Raw genomic sequence first — 18203 nt, 5'->3', positions numbered from 1 at the left:
TTATACGACGTTGCCCAGTTGGAAGATCGGCAGGTACATGGCGATGATCAGGCCGCCCACCAACACACCCAGAACGGCCATGATCATGGGTTCCATCAGGGTGGTCAGGTTATCGACGGCGTTGTCGACTTCTTCTTCGTAGTAGTTGGCTACCTTGTCGAGCATGTTATCGAGGGAGCCTGACTCCTCACCGATTGCTGCCATTTGCACGGCCATGCTGGGGAATACGCCGGTGGTACGCATGGAGAAGTTCAGCTGTGTACCGGAAGAGACGTCCTGTTTGATCTTGTTCACGGCATTGCGGAAGACCACGTTGCCGGTCGCTCCCGAAACTGAATCCAAGGCTTCTACCAATGGGACGCCAGCGGCGAAGGTAGTGGATAAAGTACGGGCGTAGCGCGCCACCGCCGACTTGTAGATGATGTCGCCCACCACCGGCACCTTCAGCACCCCACGATCCACGCTGTCGCGGAATTTCTCCGATCGACGATGGAAGCTGCGAAGGGTGAAGGCCACTACAAACAATCCAATCAGAACGATGAACCACCACTGTTGCAGCACTTCGGAAATTGAAATGACCATTCGCGTGAACGCTGGGAGTTCGGCTCCGAAACTGGAGAATACCGACTGGAACTGAGGGACTACCTTGATCAGCAGGATCGCGGAAACGATGATCGCAACGACGACTACCGCGATAGGATAGGTCATTGCCTTCTTGATCTTTGCCTTCAGTGACTCGGTCTTTTCCTTATAAGTTGCTACACGATCCAGCAAGGTTTCCAGCGCACCGGACTGCTCGCCTGCATCGACCAGGTTGCAGTAAAGGTCATCGAAATACAGGGGCTTCTTGCGCAGGGAGTTGGCCAGGCTGTTACCGGCAGCAACCTCCTGCTTGATCTCATCCACCAGCTTGCGCATGTTCGGGTTGTCGAAGCCTTCGCCGATGATGTCGAACGATTGCAGCAACGGGACCCCGGAGCCCATCATGGTCGCCATCTGCCGGGTGAACAGGGCGATGTCCAGGGGCTTGATTTTCTTGCCCTTGCTGAACAGCGAGATGCCTTTCTTGCGAACCTTGGTCGGGTTGATCCCCTGCTTGCGCAGTTGGGCCTTGACCAGCGCCGTATTGGTCCCGGAAAGCTCCCCTTTGACCTTCCCGCCCTTGCGATCAGTACCTTCCCAGGAGAAGACACTGGTCCTCAATGCTTTATCCGCCATGGATTAATCCTTGGTCACGCGGTTGACTTCTTCGAGGCTGGTGATGCCTTGCATGGCTTTCAGTAGTCCCGAAGTGCGCAGATCGTTAAAGCCTTCTTTGCGGGCCTGTTCGGCGATCTGAATGGAGTTGCCTTCCTCCATGATAATCCGCTGCAGGGCAGGCGTGATTTTAACCACTTCATAAATACCCAAGCGTCCCTTGTATCCGCCCTTGCAATTCTCACACCCGACCGGCGAATATAGTTTGAACGTGCCGATCTTTTCTTCCGGGAAACCTTCATGGAGCAGGGCTTCCCGCGGAACCTCGTGTTCCTTCTTGCAGTGCGGGCAGAGTTTGCGAGCCAGGCGCTGGGCAATGATGAGGTTGGTGGATGTTGCCAGGTTGAAGGCGGCGACTCCCATGTTCAGCAAGCGCGTCAGGGTTTCCGCAGCGCTGTTGGTGTGCAGCGTGGACATCACCATGTGACCGGTCTGCGCCGCCTTGATAGCAATTTCGGCGGTTTCCAGGTCTCGGATCTCACCAACCATGATCACGTCCGGGTCCTGACGCAGGAAGGCGCGAAGCGCCTGGGCAAAGTCCATGCCTTGCTTGGGGTTGACGTTGACCTGGTTGATGCCTTCCAGGTTGATCTCCACAGGGTCTTCCGCCGTGGAGATGTTGATGTCGGGGGTGTTGAGAATATTGATGCCGGTATACAGCGATACCGTCTTGCCTGAGCCGGTCGGGCCCGTGACGAGGATCATGCCTTGCGGCTGCTTGAGCGCCTCTAGATAGAGCTGCTTCTGCGCCTCTTCGTAACCCAGCGCATCGATTCCCATCTGCGCGCTGGACGAGTCGAGGATACGCATCACGATCTTTTCGCCCCAGAGCGTGGGCAGGGTGTTGACCCGGAAGTCGATGGACTTGGTCTTGGAGACACGCATCTTGATGCGCCCGTCCTGGGGTTTGCGGCGCTCGGAGATGTCCAGGCCCGCCATTACCTTCAGGCGTGCGGAAATACGGCTGGCCAGCTGGATCGGTGGTTTGGCGACCTCATGCAGCATGCCGTCGGTACGGAAGCGCACTCGGTAGATCTTCTCGTAAGGCTCGAAGTGCAGGTCGGATGAGCCACCCCTGATAGCGTCCAGCAGCATCTTATTGACGAAGCGGACCACTGGGGCATCGTCTGCGGCCTCGCCAGCGCCATCTTCTTTGGGTTCGGCATTACCGCTTTCGATGTCGAGCGCTTCGAGGTCCACGTCACCAAGGTCGTCCAGGCCGCCGGTGGTGCTTTCGAAGATCTTCTCGATCATCTCGCCAAGTTTGTCGTCCTCGACGAGGATGGCTTCGGTGGTCAGGCCTGTGCTGAACTGGACGTCGGTAATCGCCTGATGGTTGGTCGGGTCGGAAAGCCCCACAAACAACTTGTTGCCCCGCCGCCAGAGGGGGAGCACGCGGTGCTGACGGATCAGCTTTTCGCTGACGAGTTCCTTCGGAATTGCATCACGATCGATGCTGGAAAGGTCGCAATAGGCGACGCCAAACTGATCAGCAGCCAACTCCGTCAACGGCCGGCTCTTCACCAGCTTGTTCTGCACCAGGTAGGTGACCAGCGACAGCTTGTTCCGTTGCGCCTGCAGTTGCGCCTGCTGCGCACTTTTCTCATCCAGTAGCTCGGAGTGCACCAGTTGACGGGCGAGCCCAGAGAGCACGACTTGTTCGTTCATACGAAAGATGGCCGAATGATGTATTGCATGCCTTATATCGTAGATGCTCGGTGGAGCCAAACCGCGTTATTTCGAGTGCCGAAATTTGTCACTTGCTGCGAAAAAACGTACGGGTAATTTCTTGTTAGTCCTACAGCTGCCGCAGAAGACGGCCTAAAAGGAATCTGGCATGGAAGCTGCTTTCTCCAGAATCAGGTCCTACGACCTCTTCTCAAAAAACTGGAGAGAACTATGAAAGCTCAAAAAGGCTTTACCTTGATCGAACTGATGATCGTGGTTGCGATCATCGGCATCCTGGCCGCCATCGCACTGCCGGCCTATCAGGATTACACCGCCAAGGCCCGTGTATCTGAGGTTGTCCTGGCTGCCAGCGGCGCTCGCACCTGTGTCTCTGAAATCAACCAGTCTGCACAGACCCTGGCTAACGCCGACTTCACCACTTGCTCCAGCACTACTACTACTCAGTTCGTTACTGGCGTAGCTGTGGACGCTGACGGCGTAATCACTGCAAGCGGCAACGTAAACGGTACTGCCGTTCAGGTTCTGTTGACTCCGACCCCCCTCGCCAGCGCTGGCCAGATTCAAAGCTGGGCATGCACCGGTACCCCGACCAACTGGATGCCGGGCAGCTGCAAATAAGAGAGCAGTTCAGCTCTCTTAATGCTTGATAAGAACGCCCTGCCAGCTGCGGGGCGTTCTTGTTTTGGGGCTCATTTCTCAAAATTGCTGATTCGAACGCAGTTGAACTGTTGTAACTAGGCGTATTTCGGTCTGCTTGAAGTTCAGTTTGTTTGAGTGTTAGATTCCTGCCCGCCGCCGGTGTAGCTCAGTCGGTAGAGCAGCTCATTCGTAATGAGAAGGTCGGGGGTTCGATTCCTCTTACCGGCACCATCTTCAGCAAAAAGCCCCGCTTTCGAGCGGGGCTTTTTGTTTTCCGGGCCGAAGAAAAATCAGGCGTAGCCGCTGGGGTTCTGGCTCTGCCAGTTCCAGGCGTCGCGGCACATGTCTTCGATGTCGCGGGGGGCGGTCCAGTGCAGTTCCTGGCCGGCCAGCGTCGGGTCGGCGTGGTAGCTGGCGATGTCGCCGTCGCGGCGGGGGAGGAATTGGAAGGGCAATTCGCGGCCGCAGGCCTTTTCATAAGCGCGGATGATTTCCAGCACGCTGTAGCCACGGCCGGTGCCGATGTTGAAGGTCTTCGCGCCGCTGGCGCCGTCCAGCCAGCGCAGGGCGCTGAGGTGGGCGTTGGCCAGGTCGACGACGTGCAGGTAGTCGCGCACGCCGGTGCCGTCCGGGGTCGGGTAGTCGTTGCCGAATACGCGGATGAAGGGCTGCTTGCCGGTGGCGACCTGGGACACATAGGGCATCAGGTTGTTGGGAATGCCGTTGGGGTCTTCGCCGATGCGCCCGCTGGCGTGTGCGCCGACCGGGTTGAAGTAGCGCAGGATGGCCATGGTCCACTGCGGGTCGGCGTGGGCGATGTCGCGCAGGGCGATTTCCGCCATCAGCTTGGACTGGCCGTAGGGGCTGACCGGGCCGGTGGGGGCGTCCTCGCGGATCGGGCTTTGTGCTGCCAGACCGTAGACGGTGGCCGAGGAGCTATAGATGAAGCGCTTCACGCCATGGCGCTGCATGACCTGGCAAAGCGTGACGGTGCCGGTGAAATTGATCTGGTAGTAGGCGATGGGGTCGGCCACCGATTCGGCTACGGACTTGACGCCGGCGAGGTGGATCGCCGCGTCGATGTGGTACTCGCTGAACAACCGGTCGAGGATGGCTTCGTCGCGGACATCGCCCTTGACGAAGGGAATGCTCTGGCCGGTGAGCTGCTCGATGCGCTGCAGCGGGATTGGCGAGCTGTTGCTCAGGTTGTCGAGCACGACAGGCTGATACCCCTGCTCGATCAGTTCCAGACAGATATGGGAGCCGATATAGCCGCAGCCCCCGGTCAGCAGAATCTTGCCCGCCATTGCGCCAGTGCCTCCTTTCGCCAGCTGTAGGAAAGCGCCTGAGAGAATTCAGGCGCTTGGCTAGAAGCGTAGGCGAGGGAGGACAGGCGCGCCTGTCAGGGGATTACAGGCTCAGTCGCATCGACAGATCCAGTGCCTTGACGTCCTTGGTCAGGGTGCCGATGGAGATGTAGTCCACGCCGGTCTCCGCAATGGTGCGCAGGGTGCTCTCGGTGATGCCGCCGGAGGCTTCCAGCTTGGCGCGACCGGAGGTGAGGGCGAAGGCGGTACGCATGTCGTCCAGGCTCAGCTCGTCGAGCATGATGATGTCGGCGCCGGCGTCGAGTGCCTTGCGCAACTCGTCCAGGTCTTCCACTTCGATTTCCACCGGCTTGCCGGGCGCGATGCGGTGGGCGGCGTCGATGGCCTGGGCGATGCCGCCGCAGGCGGCGATGTGGTTTTCCTTGATCAGGAAGGCGTCGTACAGGCCGATGCGGTGGTTATGGCAGCCGCCGCAGGTGATCGCGTACTTCTGCGCCAGGCGCAGGCCGGGCAGGGTCTTGCGGGTGTCGAGCAGCTTCACGCCGGTGCCTTCGACCAGGTCGGCATAGTGACGGGCGCGGGTGGCGGTGCCGGAGAGCAGCTGGAGGAAGTTCAGCGCGCTGCGCTCGCCGGTCAGCAAGGCGCGAGCCGGGCCTTCCAGGGTGAACAGGGTCTGGTCGGCGCTGACCTGCTCGCCGTCGCGGACCTGCCATTTCACCTGCACGCGCGGATCGACCTGGCGGAACACCTCGTCGACCCAGGCGGTGCCGGCGATGGTGGCATTTTCGCGGGTGATGATGCGGGCGCTGGCGTCGCGCTCGGCGGGAATCAGCTGGGCGGTGATGTCGCCGCTGCCGACGTCTTCGGCCAGGGCGGCGCGGACGTTGGCCTGGATTTCCGCGGAAAGCTCGGCGAGGGTGAGGTTCGGCATGGAGGGCTCCTGTTCGCAGTGGCGGGATTATACGGGCGGGGAGGCGAGGCGGGGAGGCGTGGCAGTTTTTTGGACTGCCGTGCGATTTGTCTGACGGACGGTGGCTATCTCTGTGTGAATTTCTTCAAGAATGCGTGAAATGTCTCTTGGTTGTGTAAGAAGCTTCCCTATAATGACGTTGAACCTTTCCGCTTTTTGACGCCACTAAATTGACGTTACGGATGACGCTTCGATGACTGTTGGTGCCGCCAGCTGGGTCTGACGGCAGGAGACTTGCGATGCAGAACGACGCGAACGTAGTGCCGCTGAACAAGTCGGCCACGGAAAAATCGCAGACTTCTTTCGCTGGACGTGTTCCGGCGGGGCTGGTCGCTGTCCGCGACAAGGTCGCCGTCCAGCTGCGTCACGCCATGCAGGCCCTGTTCGATAACGCCGACGATACCCTGTTCGAGATGGCCGATCGCGCCGCCAACAATGCCGAACAGAGCGCGTACTTCGAAGCGATGCGCGACCTCCGTCTCAAGCGCAAGGGCATCGAGCGTGGCTTCCTGCAGAAGGTCTTCGAAAGCTTCGCCAACCTGAACCAGTATGAAATCGGCCGCGCGCCGGTGCTGGATACGGTCTCCTACGAGAATCTCACCCTGGTGCAGAACGACGAGCTGGAAGAGTCCGTCGCCCTGGATGCCATGGTCGCCAAGGTGATGAGCCGCGACGGCGTCGCCCTCACGCACCTCACTACGCGTTTCAACACCCTGGTCAGCAAGAAGGTCGAGGACAAGAACAACCCGCTCGGTCCGCGCCAGCTCTGCGAAGCCTTCCTCGAGGCCTGCCGTGGCCTGGGCGTGGAGATCAAGGTCAAGCTGATCATTCTCAAGCTCTTCGAGAAATACGTGCTGGCCGATGCCGAGCACCTGTACGCGGAAGCCAACCAGACCCTGATCGCCCTGGGCGTGTTGCCGGAGTTGAAATCCGTTCCGCTGCGTCGCCCGCCGCAACGCACCGTGGCCAGCCAGGGCGCGGCGCCGACCGTCGCCGCCACTGAAACGGGCGCGCAACCCGCCGGCCAGTACATGGACGCCGATAGCCAGGCCGCCTTCGCTGCCCTGCGCGATCTGCTCTCCGAGGTTCGCGGCAGCGCCGCTCCGTCGCGACCGATGCCGGCCGACGCGGTGCCGATTTCCAGCAATGACCTGATGCGCCTGCTGTCCCATCTGCAGTCGCACCTGCCGGCGCAGAGCATCGACGAGATCGACGTGCGCCAGCACCTGGATCACCTGCTGACCCGCGTCAGCAGCAAGAGCGGCCGTTCCCGCGTGGTCGGCCAGGTGGACGAGGACGTCATCAACCTCGTCTCCATGCTCTTCGAGTTCATCCTCGACGACCGCACCCTGCCGGATTCGCTCAAGGCCCTGATCGGCCGCATGCAGATCCCCATGCTCAAGGTCGCGGTCCTCGACAAGACCTTCTTCAGCCGCGGCAGCCACCCTGCGCGTCGCCTGCTCAACGAGATCGCCTCGGCCGCCCTGGGCTGGGCCGAGCAGTCCGATGGCCAGCGCGACCACCTGTACCAGAAGATCGAGCAGGTGGTGATGCGCCTGCTGAATGACTTCGTCGACGACCCTGCGATCTTCTCCGAGCTGCTCGACGAGTTCATCTCCTTTACCGGCGATGAGCGCCGCCGCAGCGACCTGCTGGAGCAGCGCACCCGCGATGCCGAGGAAGGCCGCGCCCGCGCCGAGCTGGCCCGCCAGGAGGTGGAAGGTGTGCTCAACGAGCGCCTGCTCGGTCGTACCCTGCCCGAAGTGGTGGTGCGCCTGCTGCAGGAGGCCTGGAGCCAGGTCCTGCTGCTCACCTGCCTGAAGCACGGTACTCATTCCAGCGAGTGGGAAGCCGCCCTGGCGACCATGGACGACCTGATCTGGAGCGTTGAACCCCACGAGGATCCGGATTCGCGCTTGCGCCTGCTGGAGATGGTCCCGCAACTGCTCAAGTCGCTGCGCGAAGGCCTGGCTTCGGCTGCCTTCGATCCGTTCTCTACCGGCGAATTCTTCAGCCGCCTGGAAGGGCTGCACGTGCAGGCCTTCCAGCGCTACAAGCAGGTCGAGGAAGCGCCGCTGCTCGACCTGGAAGACGACCTGCCGCTGCTGGACGACCCGCTGGACGCACCGGCCGCCGTCGCGCCGGTTGCCACTCAGCCGGCCATGGTGGCGGTGGTCGAGGAAATCGTCCTCGCCTCGCCGGAGCCGGCACGCGTGGTCGAGCCCGAGGAAGCCTTCGCCGATGACGACGAGTCGCTGCGCAAGGTCGATGAGCTGCGCGTCGGCAGCTGGGTGGAGATCCAGGAAGACGAAGAGCACAAGCTGCGCTGCAAGCTGGCTGCGGTGATCCGCCCGAGCGGCCGCTACATCTTCGTCAACCGTACCGGCATGAAGGTACTGGAAAAGACCCGCATGAGCCTCGCCGTCGAGTTCCGCCGCAATGCCGTGCGCCTGCTCGACGATGCGCTGCTGTTCGACCGCGCGCTGGAGTCGGTGATCGGCAACCTGCGTCGCCTGAAAAACGCCTGAGCCCGCTGGCCGCGTGCCAGCGAGTTCATTTCCCCCCTCGGCTGCTTTAGAGTGGGACTCTGCCAAGGAGTCTCCATGCAGATCGACCCCGAATCCGGCTGGTGCCTCGACGCCCAGCGCTGTCCCTCGCCGAACTTCAACGCCCGCCCCGACGGCGAGGAAGTCTCGCTGCTGGTCATCCACAACATCAGCCTGCCGCCCGGCCAGTTCGGCACCTGCAAGGTGCAGGAATTCTTCCAGAACCGCCTGGACGCCGACGAGCACCCTTACTTCGCCAGCATCTGCAGCCTGACGGTTTCCGCGCATTTCCTCATCGAGCGCGACGGTTCGCTGTTCCAGTTCGTCTCCTGCAACTCGCGCGCCTGGCATGCCGGCGTGTCGCGCTTCGACGGGCGCGAAAACTGCAACGATTTCTCCATCGGCATCGAGCTCGAGGGCACCGACACCGAACCCTACAGCGATCAGCAGTACGAGGTGCTTGCGCAACTCACACGACAGTTGCGCAAGGTGTATCCGGCTATCACTCCGGAGCGCATCCAGGGCCACTGCGATATCGCCCCCGAACGCAAGACCGACCCCGGCGAGTCGTTCGACTGGGCGCGCTACCTTGCCGATATTGGCGCTGGCCTGAAGAAGGAGCCGACATGAGTTTCCTGGTGCTGTTGCTGGTCCTGCTGGTCGAGAAGTTCTCCAGCTGGCGCGCAAAGGTGCAGCGTGATGGCTGGTGGCTCGGCTGGCTGGATACCGTGGGCGGCGTGAAGTCGCTGGTGGCGCAGCCCTGGCTCGGCCTGCTGGTGGCGATCCTGCCGCCGCTGCTGTTGCTGGCCCTGCTGCTGACCGTTCTCGAACCGGTGGCCTACGGCCTGCTGGCGCTGCCGGTGCAGTTGCTGGTGGTGGTCTGGAGCCTGGGCCGTGGCGATGTGCTGCGCGCCATCGGGCCGTTCCGCGATGCCTGGCGCCGCGAGGATGCCCAGGCCGCTTACCACGTCGCCGAGCGCGACCTGGGTGTGCAGGTGCAGGCCGATGGCGACGACGATCTGCTCGCCGTGGTGCAGGGCACGCTGGTGTGGGAGGCCTACCAGGCGTTCTTCGCGGTGATCTTCTGGTACGCGCTGCTCGGCCCGGTGGCCGCGCTGGCCTACCGACTGCTCGCCATCGCCGCCGAGCAGGCTCCCCGGCCGGAACTGCGCGAGCGCGCCGCGCAACTGCGACATGCCTTCGACTGGCTGCCGTCGCGGGCGCTGGTGCTGAGCTTCGCCCTGGTGGGCAACTTCGTCGCGGTCACCCGCACCCTGCTGCACGACCTGCTGGCCTGGGACGTACCTGCCGCTCGTCTGCTGGCGCGTGCCGGATACGTGGCCGAGGACTTCAACGAAGGCGGCCTGGGCGCCAAGGGCGTCGCCAGCCTGGACGCCCTCTGGCAGCTGCTGGTGCGCTCCGCGGTGCTCTGGTACGCCGTCTTCGCCATCTGGACGCTGCTGCTCTGAGGCGGCGAATCGGGCCGGCGACCGCCGGTCCGATGATGGCATTTTAACCTTAAGTTACAGAACTCCCCGCCGATATCAGGTACACATCGAACCCAGCGTGAGGTGACGGCCACTGCCCGACGGTGGCCGCTCCGGTGAGCGCGCGTGGCGACGACCCGTCCAGGGGCGCGCCGCACATCCCCGACAAGCGACATAACAATAACGGGAACAGGAGACGTCTTACGTGAGGACTGTGCTCTATCCGGCCATCGCGCTGATGAACCGCCTGAGCTTCGGCATGAAGTTCAGCCTGATCAGCGTGCTGTTCTTTCTGCCGATGCTGATTACCAACTTCTACCTGGTACGCGACTCCTACGGGCAGTTCGTCAGCACCCGCGCGGAGCTCGAAAGCCTGCAGCTGATCGGCGAGGGGCTGCAGGTACGCCGCCATCTCGAGTCGTACAACGACCTCCTGCAGATCAACGGCATTCTCGGCCAGTCGAACAAGTCCGCCGGCATCGACTCGCGCATCAGCCAGTTGCACAAGGACCTGCAGGCGCAGATCGGCGCGTTGCAGCCGGTCACCCAGGATGCCGAGCAGATCGCCGAGTTCAACGCCAAGCGCGATGAGCTGCTGGCCAGCCTGAAGGGCGTCGACGCCGAGGGCTCGCTGCAGAGCAAGTCGGCCATGGCCGCGCGCCTGCTCAGCGAAGTGCAGGTGTTCAACAAGCTGCTGGTATCCCAGGCGGGCCTGAGCCAGGACGACGCCCGCGACCTGCGTCAGCTCGCCGAACTGATCACCTCCGGCACCCCACAGGTCACCGAGACTCTCAGCCAGGGTCGCACCATGGGGGCCGGTGCGCTGGGGCAGGGGTTCCTCAACTCCTCCACCAGCGGCAAGCTCGACGACCTGCTGCAGGACCTGGAAAAACTCCACGCCGAATACGGTCTCAAGCTGCAGGACGCCCTCGGCGCCAGCCCCGCCGCGCAGAGCGCGTTGTCCGCCGATGCCCAGGCCAGCCGCGAAACCATCAAGAGCATGGGCAAGCTGTTCGAGGACAAGGTGGTGATGGCTGATACCCTCGACATGCCCTGGTCCGAATTCTTCGACCAGGTCAGCAAGGCCATGGAGCAGACCTACCGCCTGGACGACCATGTCCTGCAGTACGTCGATGGCGCGCTGCAGGAGCGCCTGGCCAGCAAGCAGCGGCAGATGGTGCTGCTGGTGGTCGCCCTGCTGGTGGTGTTCGTCTCCATTGTCTATCTCTACGGCGGCTTCTACGTCTCCACCCGCACCACCCTCAAGAGCCTGGGCAAGATGATGGAGCGCGTCGCCGCCGGCGACATGACCGTCAACTTCCAGGCCCAGAGCCGCGACGAGCTGGGCGAGCTGGGCGATGCCTTCAACCAGACCGTGTCGAAGATCCACGACCTGATCGAGCAGGTCGGTCGCACCGTCAGCGAAGTGGAGCGGCAGACCGTGCGCGTGGAGTCGGTGTCCGCCGAGAGCAACCAGGCGGTGGCCGGCCAGCGCAACCAGATCGAGCAGGTCGCCACGGCGATGAACCAGATGGCCGCGACTGCCCAGGAGGTTGCACGCAGCGCCGCTGTGGCGGTGGGCAGTGCGCACAATGTGAATCAGGAAACCACCAGCGGCCGCGCCCTGGTCGAGTCCCAGGTGGGCAGCATCCAGCGCCTGGCCGGCGAGATCGACGAGTCGGTGGCGGTGATCAATCAGCTGGCGGCCGACAGCGCTTCCATCAGCCGCGTGCTGGACGTGATCAAGGGCGTCGCCGAGCAGACCAACCTGCTGGCGCTCAACGCCGCCATCGAGGCCGCCCGCGCCGGCGAGCAGGGCAGGGGCTTCGCAGTCGTGGCCGACGAGGTGCGCACTTTGGCCAAGCGCACCCAGCAGTCCACCGAAGAGATCGAGCAGATGATCGCGCGCCTGCAGAACGGCGTGGGCGCGGCGGTCAAGGCGATGGGCAGCAGCCACCAGACCGCCGACGGCACCGTCAGCCAGTCGGCCAAGGTGCAGCAGGCGCTGGAGAACATCCTCCAGGCGGTGGGCGCCATCGTCGACCAGAACCAGCAGATCGCCGCCGCCGCCGAGCAGCAGACCGCCGTGGCCCATGACATCGACCAGAACATCGTCGAGATCAACCAGGCCGGCGAGCGCACATCCGAAGGCGCCAGCGAGACCGAGCGCGCCAGCCGCGAACTGGCCGGGCAGGTGGTGGAACTGAAACGGCTGATCGGCGCGTTCCGCGTCTGATCCGCAAGCGTCGGGGCGGACCCTGCGATCCGCCCCGCAACGAGGTTTTCGCCAGCAGGCCGATGCCCGTGGGTCGCATGGAAGCACCCCATCTCACGGGCATCGGTTTGTCGGTGAATTCAGGAACCTGGCGGCGGGCCCATACCCTGTAGGAGCGAGCTTGCTCGCGAACCTCTTACCCGGGGAACTGCCGATATGCTCTGTTCGCGAGCAAGCTCGCTCCTACGAAAAGCTCCTCCAGCTGAACATGATCTTGTAGGAGTAACTGTCTTTCCCTGAGAGTTTGTGCCGGAGATTTCCCTCTCCCTAACCCTCTCCCTGCAGGGAGTGGGCTGCGCCTGCGCAGCGTTTCACGTAGGAGCGGATTCATCCGCGATCAGGAGCGGGCCGGAGCCCGCGCGCAAAAAAAAAGCGGTTCAGCGCCAGCCGAACAATTCCATCGCATTACGCGTGCTGGCCCTGGCCAGATCCTCCGGGCTGATGCCCTTGAGCTCCGCCAGCGCCGCGCAGATATCCGGCAGGTGCTCCGGGCTGTTGCGCACGCCGGGGTACATCGACGGCGCCATGTCCGGCGAGTCGGTCTCCAGCACGATGGATTCCAGCGGAATCTCCGGCACCACCTTGCGCAGGCGGTTGGCCTGCGGCCAGGTCGGCGCGCCGCCCAGGCCCAGGCGGAAGCCCAGCTTGAGGTATTCGCGGGCTTCCTCGCGGCTGCCGGCGAAGGCGTGGATGATGCCCTGGCGCCTGGGCTTGTAGCGCTTGAGCGTGGCGATCATCGCCGCGTGGGCGCGGCGCACGTGCAGCAGCACCGGCAGCTCGAAATCGATGGCGATGCGCAGCTGTTCCTCGAAGATGGCCTGCTGGCCGTCGCGGTCGAGGTCTTCCAGGTAATAGTCCAGGCCGATCTCGCCCACCGCGCAGAGCTTCGGGTGACCGGCGAGGCGCTGCAACCACTCGCGCAGCGCGGTGAGATGTTCCGGCCGGTGTCGCGCCAGGTAGATCGGATGCAGACCCAGGGCGGCATACAGGTCGGGCTCCTGTTCCACCAGCTTCCAGACGTCCTCCCAGTTCTCGCGGAACACCCCCAGCAGCACCTGTCGCTCCACACCCAGCTCCCGGCTGCGCTGCAGCACGGCGGCGCGGTCCTGCTCGAAGTCCGCGCAGTCGAGATGGTTGTGGGTGTCGATCAGGCGCATCGGCTCACTCCGTACGCAGCTTGAGATTGCGCGGGATGGGATGCACGCCGGGCGTGTAGCTGTTCTGCTCGATGGCGGCCAGCGCCAGGTCCAGCGCGCGCTCGGCGATCAGCGCGTGCTGTTGGGAAATGGCGTTGACCTTCAGTGGCACGAAGTCCAGCAGCTGCGTATCGCCGAAGGTGGCGATGCGCAGGTTGACCGGCCAGCCGCTGGGCAGCCCCTGGAGCACGTCGAAGACGCCTTCGAGCAGCACGTAGGAGGTGGTGATCAGCGCCTCCGGCAATTGGCCCTGGCTGGCCAGCAGGTCTTCCATCAGGCGACGGCCGCAGGCGCGGCTGAAGGTCTCGCCGTGCTCGATCAGCACTTGTCCCTTGTACTCGCGCAGTGCGCTGCGAAAGCCCGCGGCGCGCTCCTGGGAAATGATCAGTTCCGGTCGCGCGCCGAGCAGGGCAATGTTGCGCGGCACCGGTTTGAGCAGGCTGGCGGTGAGGCGCTGACAGGCGTCGCGGTCGTCGCTCACCACCGAGCAGAAGCGCTGCGGGTCGAGCTGGCGGTCCACGGCGACCACCGGCACGCCGGCCGCTTGCAGGCGCTGGTGGCTATCGTCGCTGGCGGGCAGGCAACTGGCGACGATCAGCGCGTCGCAGCGGCGCGCGCGGAACAGGTTGAGCACCTGGCGCTCGGTGTCCGGCTCGTCGTCGGAGCAGGCGATCAGCAACTGGTAGCCTCGCGCGCGCGCGCCCTGTTCGAGCAACTTGGCGAGCTTGGCGTAGCTGGGGTTCTCCAGGTCCGGCAGGACGAAGCCCAGGGTGCGGGTTTGCCCGCGGCGCAGGCTGGCGGCCTGCTGGTCCGGGTGATAGCCATGCTCCTCGATCACCGCGCGCACGCGCTCCACCGTGGCGGCGCTGATGCGGCGCTGGATGGCCTTGCCATTGATCACATAGCTGGCGGTGGTGACCGAAACACCGGCCAGGCGGGCGATATCACTGAGTTTCAACGCGGAATGCTGCCGACAATTGGGGGCTTCAAGGATCACGCATTATCGAGTAACGTGCCAGTCTCAATAGGTGAAACGATTCAGCATTGCGCACGCAGTATTGCCTGAACCCTGTTCCTGCGCCGCAACCTCTAAGCTGATCACCGTACAAGCGGATAACCGCCCCAGCGCCGGCACGCGCGAACGCCGGTGAGGAGACAAGCGATGCTCGAATTCAACGCGCAGCAGGTCCGCATGGGCCAGCGCGCTGCCGACAAGCAGGCCGCCCTGGCCATGCTCGGCGCCGCCCTCGAAGACGATGGACTGGTCGCGACGGGCTACCTGGCCGGCCTGCAAGCCCGCGAGGCGCAAGGCTCCACCTACCTTGGACAGGGCATCGCCATTCCCCACGGCACCCCGGAAACGCGCCACCTGGTGCAACGCACCGGCGTGCGCCTGCTGCACTTCCCCGAGGGCGTGCACTGGGGCGACGGGCAGACCGTGCACCTGGCCATCGCCATTGCGGCGAAGTCCGACGAGCACCTGCGCCTGCTGCAGCTGCTCACCCGAGCGCTGGGCGATGGCGAAGTGGAGGCGGCGCTGCGTGCGGCGCAGAAGCCCGACGACCTGCTGCGCCTGCTGCAGGGCGGGGCGCCGCAACCCTTGCTGTTCGACGAGCAACTGGTGGGGCTCGGCGTCGCGGCTGAGGATTTCGACGAGCTGGCCCTGGTCGGCGCGCGTCGCCTGAAGAAAGCCGGCTGCGTCGTCCCCGGCTTCGCCGCCGCCTTGCACGATCAGGAAGCGTTGCCCCTGGGCGCGGGGCTCTGGTGGCAGGACAGCGAACAGTGCGTCACGCGACCCGGCCTCGTCTTCGTCACCCCTGCACGCGAGCTGAGCCATGCCGGGCAGCCGGTGCGCGGGCTGTTCTGCCTGGCTCGCCAGGGCGATGCGCATACCGACGTGCTGGGGCGTCTCGGCGATCTGCTGGTCGATGGCCGCGCCGCCGAGTTGGCGAGCAGCACGTCTGTGCGTGCGGTGCTGGAAGCCCTGGGCGGCGAATTGCCGGTGGACTGGCCGAGCATCCGTGTACCGCTGGCCAATCCCCATGGCCTGCACGCCCGCCCAGCGCAGGTGTTGATGCTGCTGGCGCGGGATTTCGTCGGAGAAATCCGCGTGCGGATCGCCGAGGGCGATGGCGCTGCCGTGTCGATCCGCAGCCTGAGCAAGCTGCTCAGCCTTGGTGCGCGGCGTGGGCAGATGCTGGAGTTCTTCGCCGAGCCGGAGATCGCCGAGGCCGCGCTGGCCGCCGTACGCGCGGCGGTGGAGCAGGGCCTGGGCGAAGAGGTCGAGCCGCTGCCGGAAATCGTCGAGCTGGTCGCCGAAAGCGTTCAGCAGGACGAGCAGGAGCTGCCGGCGATGCGAGCCCCCGAAGCGGGCGCGCAGCTGCAGGCGATTCCCGCCTCGCCGGGGATCGCCCATGGGCCGGCTTATGTGCAGGTCGCTCGGGCCTTCGAGTTCGCCGCGCGCGGCGAGTCGCCGGAAGCCGAACGCCGCCGGCTGGACGAGGCGCGCACGGCCATCGGCCGGGAAATCGAAACGCTGCTGGAACGCAGCCAGGTCAAGGCGATCCGCGACATCTTCGCCACTCACCAGGCGCTGCTGGATGACCCCGAACTGCTCGACGAGGTGCAGGCGCGCCTGGTCGAAGGCGCCAGCGCCGAAGCGGCCTGGAGCCAGGTGATCGAACGTGTGGCCGGCCAGCAGGAAGCCCTGCGCGACGCGCTGCTGGCCGAGCGTGCGGCGGACTTGCGCGACATCGGCCGGCGAGTGCTGGCGCGCCTGTGCGGCGTCGAGAGCGCGGTGGAGCCCGGCGAACCCTACCTCCTGGTGATGGACGAAGTCGGCCCGTCGGACGTGGCGCGGCTCGACCCAGAACGCGTCGCCGGCATCGTCACCGCACGCGGCGGCGCCACCTCCCACAGTGCAATCATCGCCCGCGCACTTGGGATTCCGGCGCTGGTGGGCGCTGGGGAAAGCGTGCTGGCGCTGGAGTCCGGCACCGCCTTGCTGCTCGATGGCGACAAGGGCGAGCTGACGATTTCGCCGGATGCGCAGACGCTGCAGGCCGCCGAAACCCAGCGCGACCTGCGCCAGCGCCGGGCCGAGCAGGCCGAGGCGCGCCGCCATGAACCGGCGGTGACCCGCGACGGCCATGCCGTGGAAGTCTGCGCCAACCTCGGCGACACCGCCGGTGCGGCGAAAGCCGTGGAGCTGGGCGCGGAAGGCGTCGGCCTGCTGCGTACCGAGTTCGTGTTCATGGACAACCCGCAGGCGCCGGACGAGGAGACCCAGGAGGTCGAATACCGCCGCGTCCTCGATGCCCTCGAAGGTCGCCCGCTGGTGGCGCGCACGCTGGATGTGGGGGGCGACAAGCCGCTGCCGTACTGGCCGATCCCCGCGGAAACCAACCCGTACCTGGGCATTCGTGGCGTGCGCCTCACCTTGCAACGCCCGCAGATTTTCCGCACCCAGCTGCGCGCCTTGCTCAGAGCCGCCGCCGGCCGCCCGCTGCGCATCATGTTTCCCATGGTCGGCCAGGTGGAGGAATGGCGGCAGGCCCGCGACATCACCCACGAGCTCTGCGCGGAGCTGGGCGGCGAGCATGACCTGCAGCTGGGCATCATGGTCGAGGTGCCTTCGGCCGCGCTGCTGGCACCGGTGCTGGCGCGCGAGGTGGACTTCTTCAGCATCGGCACCAACGACCTGACCCAGTACGCCCTGGCCATCGACCGGGGCCATCCGAGCCTGTCCGCCCAGGCCGACGGTCTGCACCCGGCGGTGCTGCAACTGATCGACATGACCGTGCGCGCCGCCCATGCCCACGGCAAGTGGGTGGGCGTATGCGGCGAGCTGGCCGCCGACCCGCTGGCGGTGCCGCTGCTCGTGGGGCTGGGCGTGGACGAGTTGAGCGTCTCGGCGCGCAGCATTGCGTTGGTGAAGGCGCGGGTTCGCGAACTGGACCTGCCGACTTCCCGCGAGCTGGCGCAAGCCGCTCTGACCCTGTGCTCGGCGGCGGACGTTCGCCAGAGTGTCGCCCTCGCGCTGCCGGAGGTGCACTGATGGCCCGCATCCTGACCCTGACCCTGAATCCGGCGCTGGACCTCACCGTGCGCCTGCCGCAGCTGGAACCCGGCGAGGTGAATCGCAGCGAGTCGGCGCTCAGCCAGGCCGCCGGCAAGGGCCTGAACGTCGCCCAGGTGCTGGCCGACCTCGGTCATTCCCTGACCGTTGCCGGCTTTCTCGGCGCGGATAACGCGCTCCCCTTCGAAGCGCTGTTCCGTCGTCGTGGGTTCGTCGATGCCTTTGTCCGAGTGCCGGGCGAGACGCGCCGGAACATCAAGATCGCCGAGGGGACTGGACGCATCACCGATATCAACGGTCCCGGTCCGCAGGTCGGCCAGGCGGAGCAGGACGCCCTGCTGGATCGCCTCGACCTGATCGCGGCCGATTTCGAGATCGCTGTGGTGGCCGGCAGCCTGCCGCGTGGCATCGATCCCCAGTGGTTGCGCGAGTTGCTGCTGCGCCTGCAGGGCCGCGGTCTGAAAGTCGCCTTCGACTGCAGTGGCGCGGCGCTGCGCGCCGGTATCGAGGCCGCCCCCTGGCTGATCAAGCCCAACGACCAGGAACTGGGCGAGGCCTGTGGACAACTCGCCGGCAGCGCCGACGAGCTGGCCGCACAGGTCGACTCGTTGCGTGCTCGCGGCATCGAGCAGGTGGTGGTTTCCCAGGGCGCCGAGGGCGTGCGCTGGTTCGGCCCGCAGGGCGTCTGGCAGGCGGTTCCGCCGAAGGTGGAGGTGGCCAGCACGGTGGGCGCCGGCG

General features: G+C 64.8%; 13 protein-coding genes, 1 tRNA gene and 1 pseudogene. 9 read left to right on the top strand and 6 right to left on the bottom strand.

The annotated features are described in order from the left end of the window. The gene (locus ACCC94_RS10100; protein ID WP_413349279.1) at positions 1–1218 is read right to left on the bottom strand and encodes a type II secretion system F family protein; all 1218 of its coding nucleotides are present in this window, start codon (positions 1216–1218) and stop codon (positions 1–3) included. A gap of 3 nt (positions 1219–1221) precedes the next feature. Further along, on the bottom strand, positions 1222–2925 hold the full coding sequence (gene pilB / locus ACCC94_RS10095; protein WP_413349278.1) for a type IV-A pilus assembly ATPase PilB: 1704 nt from the start codon (positions 2923–2925) through the stop codon (positions 1222–1224). A 231-nt stretch (positions 2926–3156) separates the two neighbouring features. On the opposite strand from pilB, the gene ACCC94_RS10090 reads away from it, so the two are divergent. After that, positions 3157–3564: a pilin gene (locus ACCC94_RS10090; RefSeq protein ID WP_413349277.1), complete on the top strand. Its 408-nt coding sequence runs from the start codon at positions 3157–3159 to the stop codon at positions 3562–3564. A gap of 176 nt (positions 3565–3740) precedes the next feature. Further along, positions 3741–3816 (top strand) — tRNA-Thr (locus ACCC94_RS10085). A gap of 59 nt (positions 3817–3875) precedes the next feature. Here the strand turns inward: ACCC94_RS10085 and galE are convergent. Together galE and nadC are read right to left on the bottom strand one after the other, a co-directional pair. Beyond that, positions 3876–4892 (bottom strand): UDP-glucose 4-epimerase GalE, encoded by a 1017-nt coding sequence (gene galE / locus ACCC94_RS10080; RefSeq protein WP_413349276.1) that lies wholly within the window; start codon positions 4890–4892, stop codon positions 3876–3878. 103 nt (positions 4893–4995) lie between these two features. Beyond that, positions 4996–5844 (bottom strand): carboxylating nicotinate-nucleotide diphosphorylase, encoded by an 849-nt coding sequence (nadC, locus tag ACCC94_RS10075; RefSeq protein ID WP_413349275.1) that lies wholly within the window; start codon positions 5842–5844, stop codon positions 4996–4998. Between the two features lie 278 nt (positions 5845–6122). Here nadC and ACCC94_RS10070 point away from each other — a divergent pair, with 278 nt between their 5' ends. From ACCC94_RS10070 to ACCC94_RS10050, 5 genes and pseudogenes are all read left to right on the top strand, one after another. Further along, positions 6123–8411, top strand: a complete 2289-nt coding sequence (locus tag ACCC94_RS10070; RefSeq protein ID WP_413349274.1) for a DUF1631 domain-containing protein — start codon at positions 6123–6125, stop codon at positions 8409–8411. A gap of 75 nt (positions 8412–8486) precedes the next feature. After that, entirely contained in the window at positions 8487–9059 is a 573-nt protein-coding gene (gene ampD, locus ACCC94_RS10065; protein WP_413349273.1) for a 1,6-anhydro-N-acetylmuramyl-L-alanine amidase AmpD, read from the top strand. After that, complete coding sequence (gene ampE, locus ACCC94_RS10060; RefSeq protein WP_413349272.1) at positions 9056–9898, top strand: regulatory signaling modulator protein AmpE; 843 nt, start codon at positions 9056–9058, stop codon at positions 9896–9898. The genes ampD and ampE overlap by 4 nt, the downstream gene beginning before the upstream one ends. A 256-nt stretch (positions 9899–10154) precedes the next feature. Beyond that, a pseudogene (locus tag ACCC94_RS10055) lies at positions 10155–11294 on the top strand (HAMP domain-containing protein); the annotation flags it as partial. Between the two features lie 144 nt (positions 11295–11438). Next, complete coding sequence (locus tag ACCC94_RS10050) at positions 11439–12152, top strand: methyl-accepting chemotaxis protein (RefSeq protein ID WP_413349295.1); 714 nt, start codon at positions 11439–11441, stop codon at positions 12150–12152. 416 nt (positions 12153–12568) lie between these two features. Here ACCC94_RS10050 and ACCC94_RS10045 read toward each other — a convergent pair whose 3' ends face one another. Both ACCC94_RS10045 and cra read right to left on the bottom strand, forming a co-directional pair. Then, positions 12569–13348: a TatD family hydrolase gene (locus ACCC94_RS10045; RefSeq protein ID WP_413349271.1), complete on the bottom strand. Its 780-nt coding sequence runs from the start codon at positions 13346–13348 to the stop codon at positions 12569–12571. A gap of 4 nt (positions 13349–13352) precedes the next feature. Further along, on the bottom strand, positions 13353–14345 hold the full coding sequence (cra, locus tag ACCC94_RS10040; RefSeq protein WP_413349269.1) for a catabolite repressor/activator: 993 nt from the start codon (positions 14343–14345) through the stop codon (positions 13353–13355). A gap of 204 nt (positions 14346–14549) precedes the next feature. Between cra and ptsP the strand changes: the two genes are divergently transcribed. Both ptsP and ACCC94_RS10030 read left to right on the top strand, forming a co-directional pair. Beyond that, a complete protein-coding gene (gene ptsP, locus ACCC94_RS10035; protein WP_413349268.1) occupies positions 14550–17444 on the top strand; it encodes a phosphoenolpyruvate--protein phosphotransferase in 2895 nt (964 codons plus the stop codon). Further along, positions 17444–18203: 1-phosphofructokinase (locus tag ACCC94_RS10030; protein WP_413349266.1), on the top strand; the 760-nt coding region annotated here is incomplete at its 3' end. The genes ptsP and ACCC94_RS10030, both read left to right, overlap by 1 nt.

Source organism: Pseudomonas sp. Pseusp97 (assembly GCF_047304025.1).
GTDB lineage: Bacteria > Pseudomonadota > Gammaproteobacteria > Pseudomonadales > Pseudomonadaceae > Pseudomonas.
This window is presented reverse-complemented; position numbering and strand designations above follow the sequence as displayed.

Coding starts and splice junctions, on each gene's coding strand:
- ACCC94_RS10045 (WP_413349271.1), bottom strand. CDS start 13,348: ATGCGCCTGATCGACACCCACAACCATCTCGACTGCGCGGACTTCGAG.
- galE (WP_413349276.1), bottom strand. CDS start 4,892: ATGGCGGGCAAGATTCTGCTGACCGGGGGCTGCGGCTATATCGGCTCC.
- ampD (WP_413349273.1), top strand. CDS start 8,487: ATGCAGATCGACCCCGAATCCGGCTGGTGCCTCGACGCCCAGCGCTGT.
- ACCC94_RS10050 (WP_413349295.1), top strand. CDS start 11,439: ATGAACCAGATGGCCGCGACTGCCCAGGAGGTTGCACGCAGCGCCGCT.
- ampE (WP_413349272.1), top strand. CDS start 9,056: ATGAGTTTCCTGGTGCTGTTGCTGGTCCTGCTGGTCGAGAAGTTCTCC.
- ACCC94_RS10070 (WP_413349274.1), top strand. CDS start 6,123: ATGCAGAACGACGCGAACGTAGTGCCGCTGAACAAGTCGGCCACGGAA.
- ACCC94_RS10090 (WP_413349277.1), top strand. CDS start 3,157: ATGAAAGCTCAAAAAGGCTTTACCTTGATCGAACTGATGATCGTGGTT.
- ptsP (WP_413349268.1), top strand. CDS start 14,550: ATGCTCGAATTCAACGCGCAGCAGGTCCGCATGGGCCAGCGCGCTGCC.
- pilB (WP_413349278.1), bottom strand. CDS start 2,925: ATGAACGAACAAGTCGTGCTCTCTGGGCTCGCCCGTCAACTGGTGCAC.
- nadC (WP_413349275.1), bottom strand. CDS start 5,844: ATGCCGAACCTCACCCTCGCCGAGCTTTCCGCGGAAATCCAGGCCAAC.
- ACCC94_RS10100 (WP_413349279.1), bottom strand. CDS start 1,218: ATGGCGGATAAAGCATTGAGGACCAGTGTCTTCTCCTGGGAAGGTACT.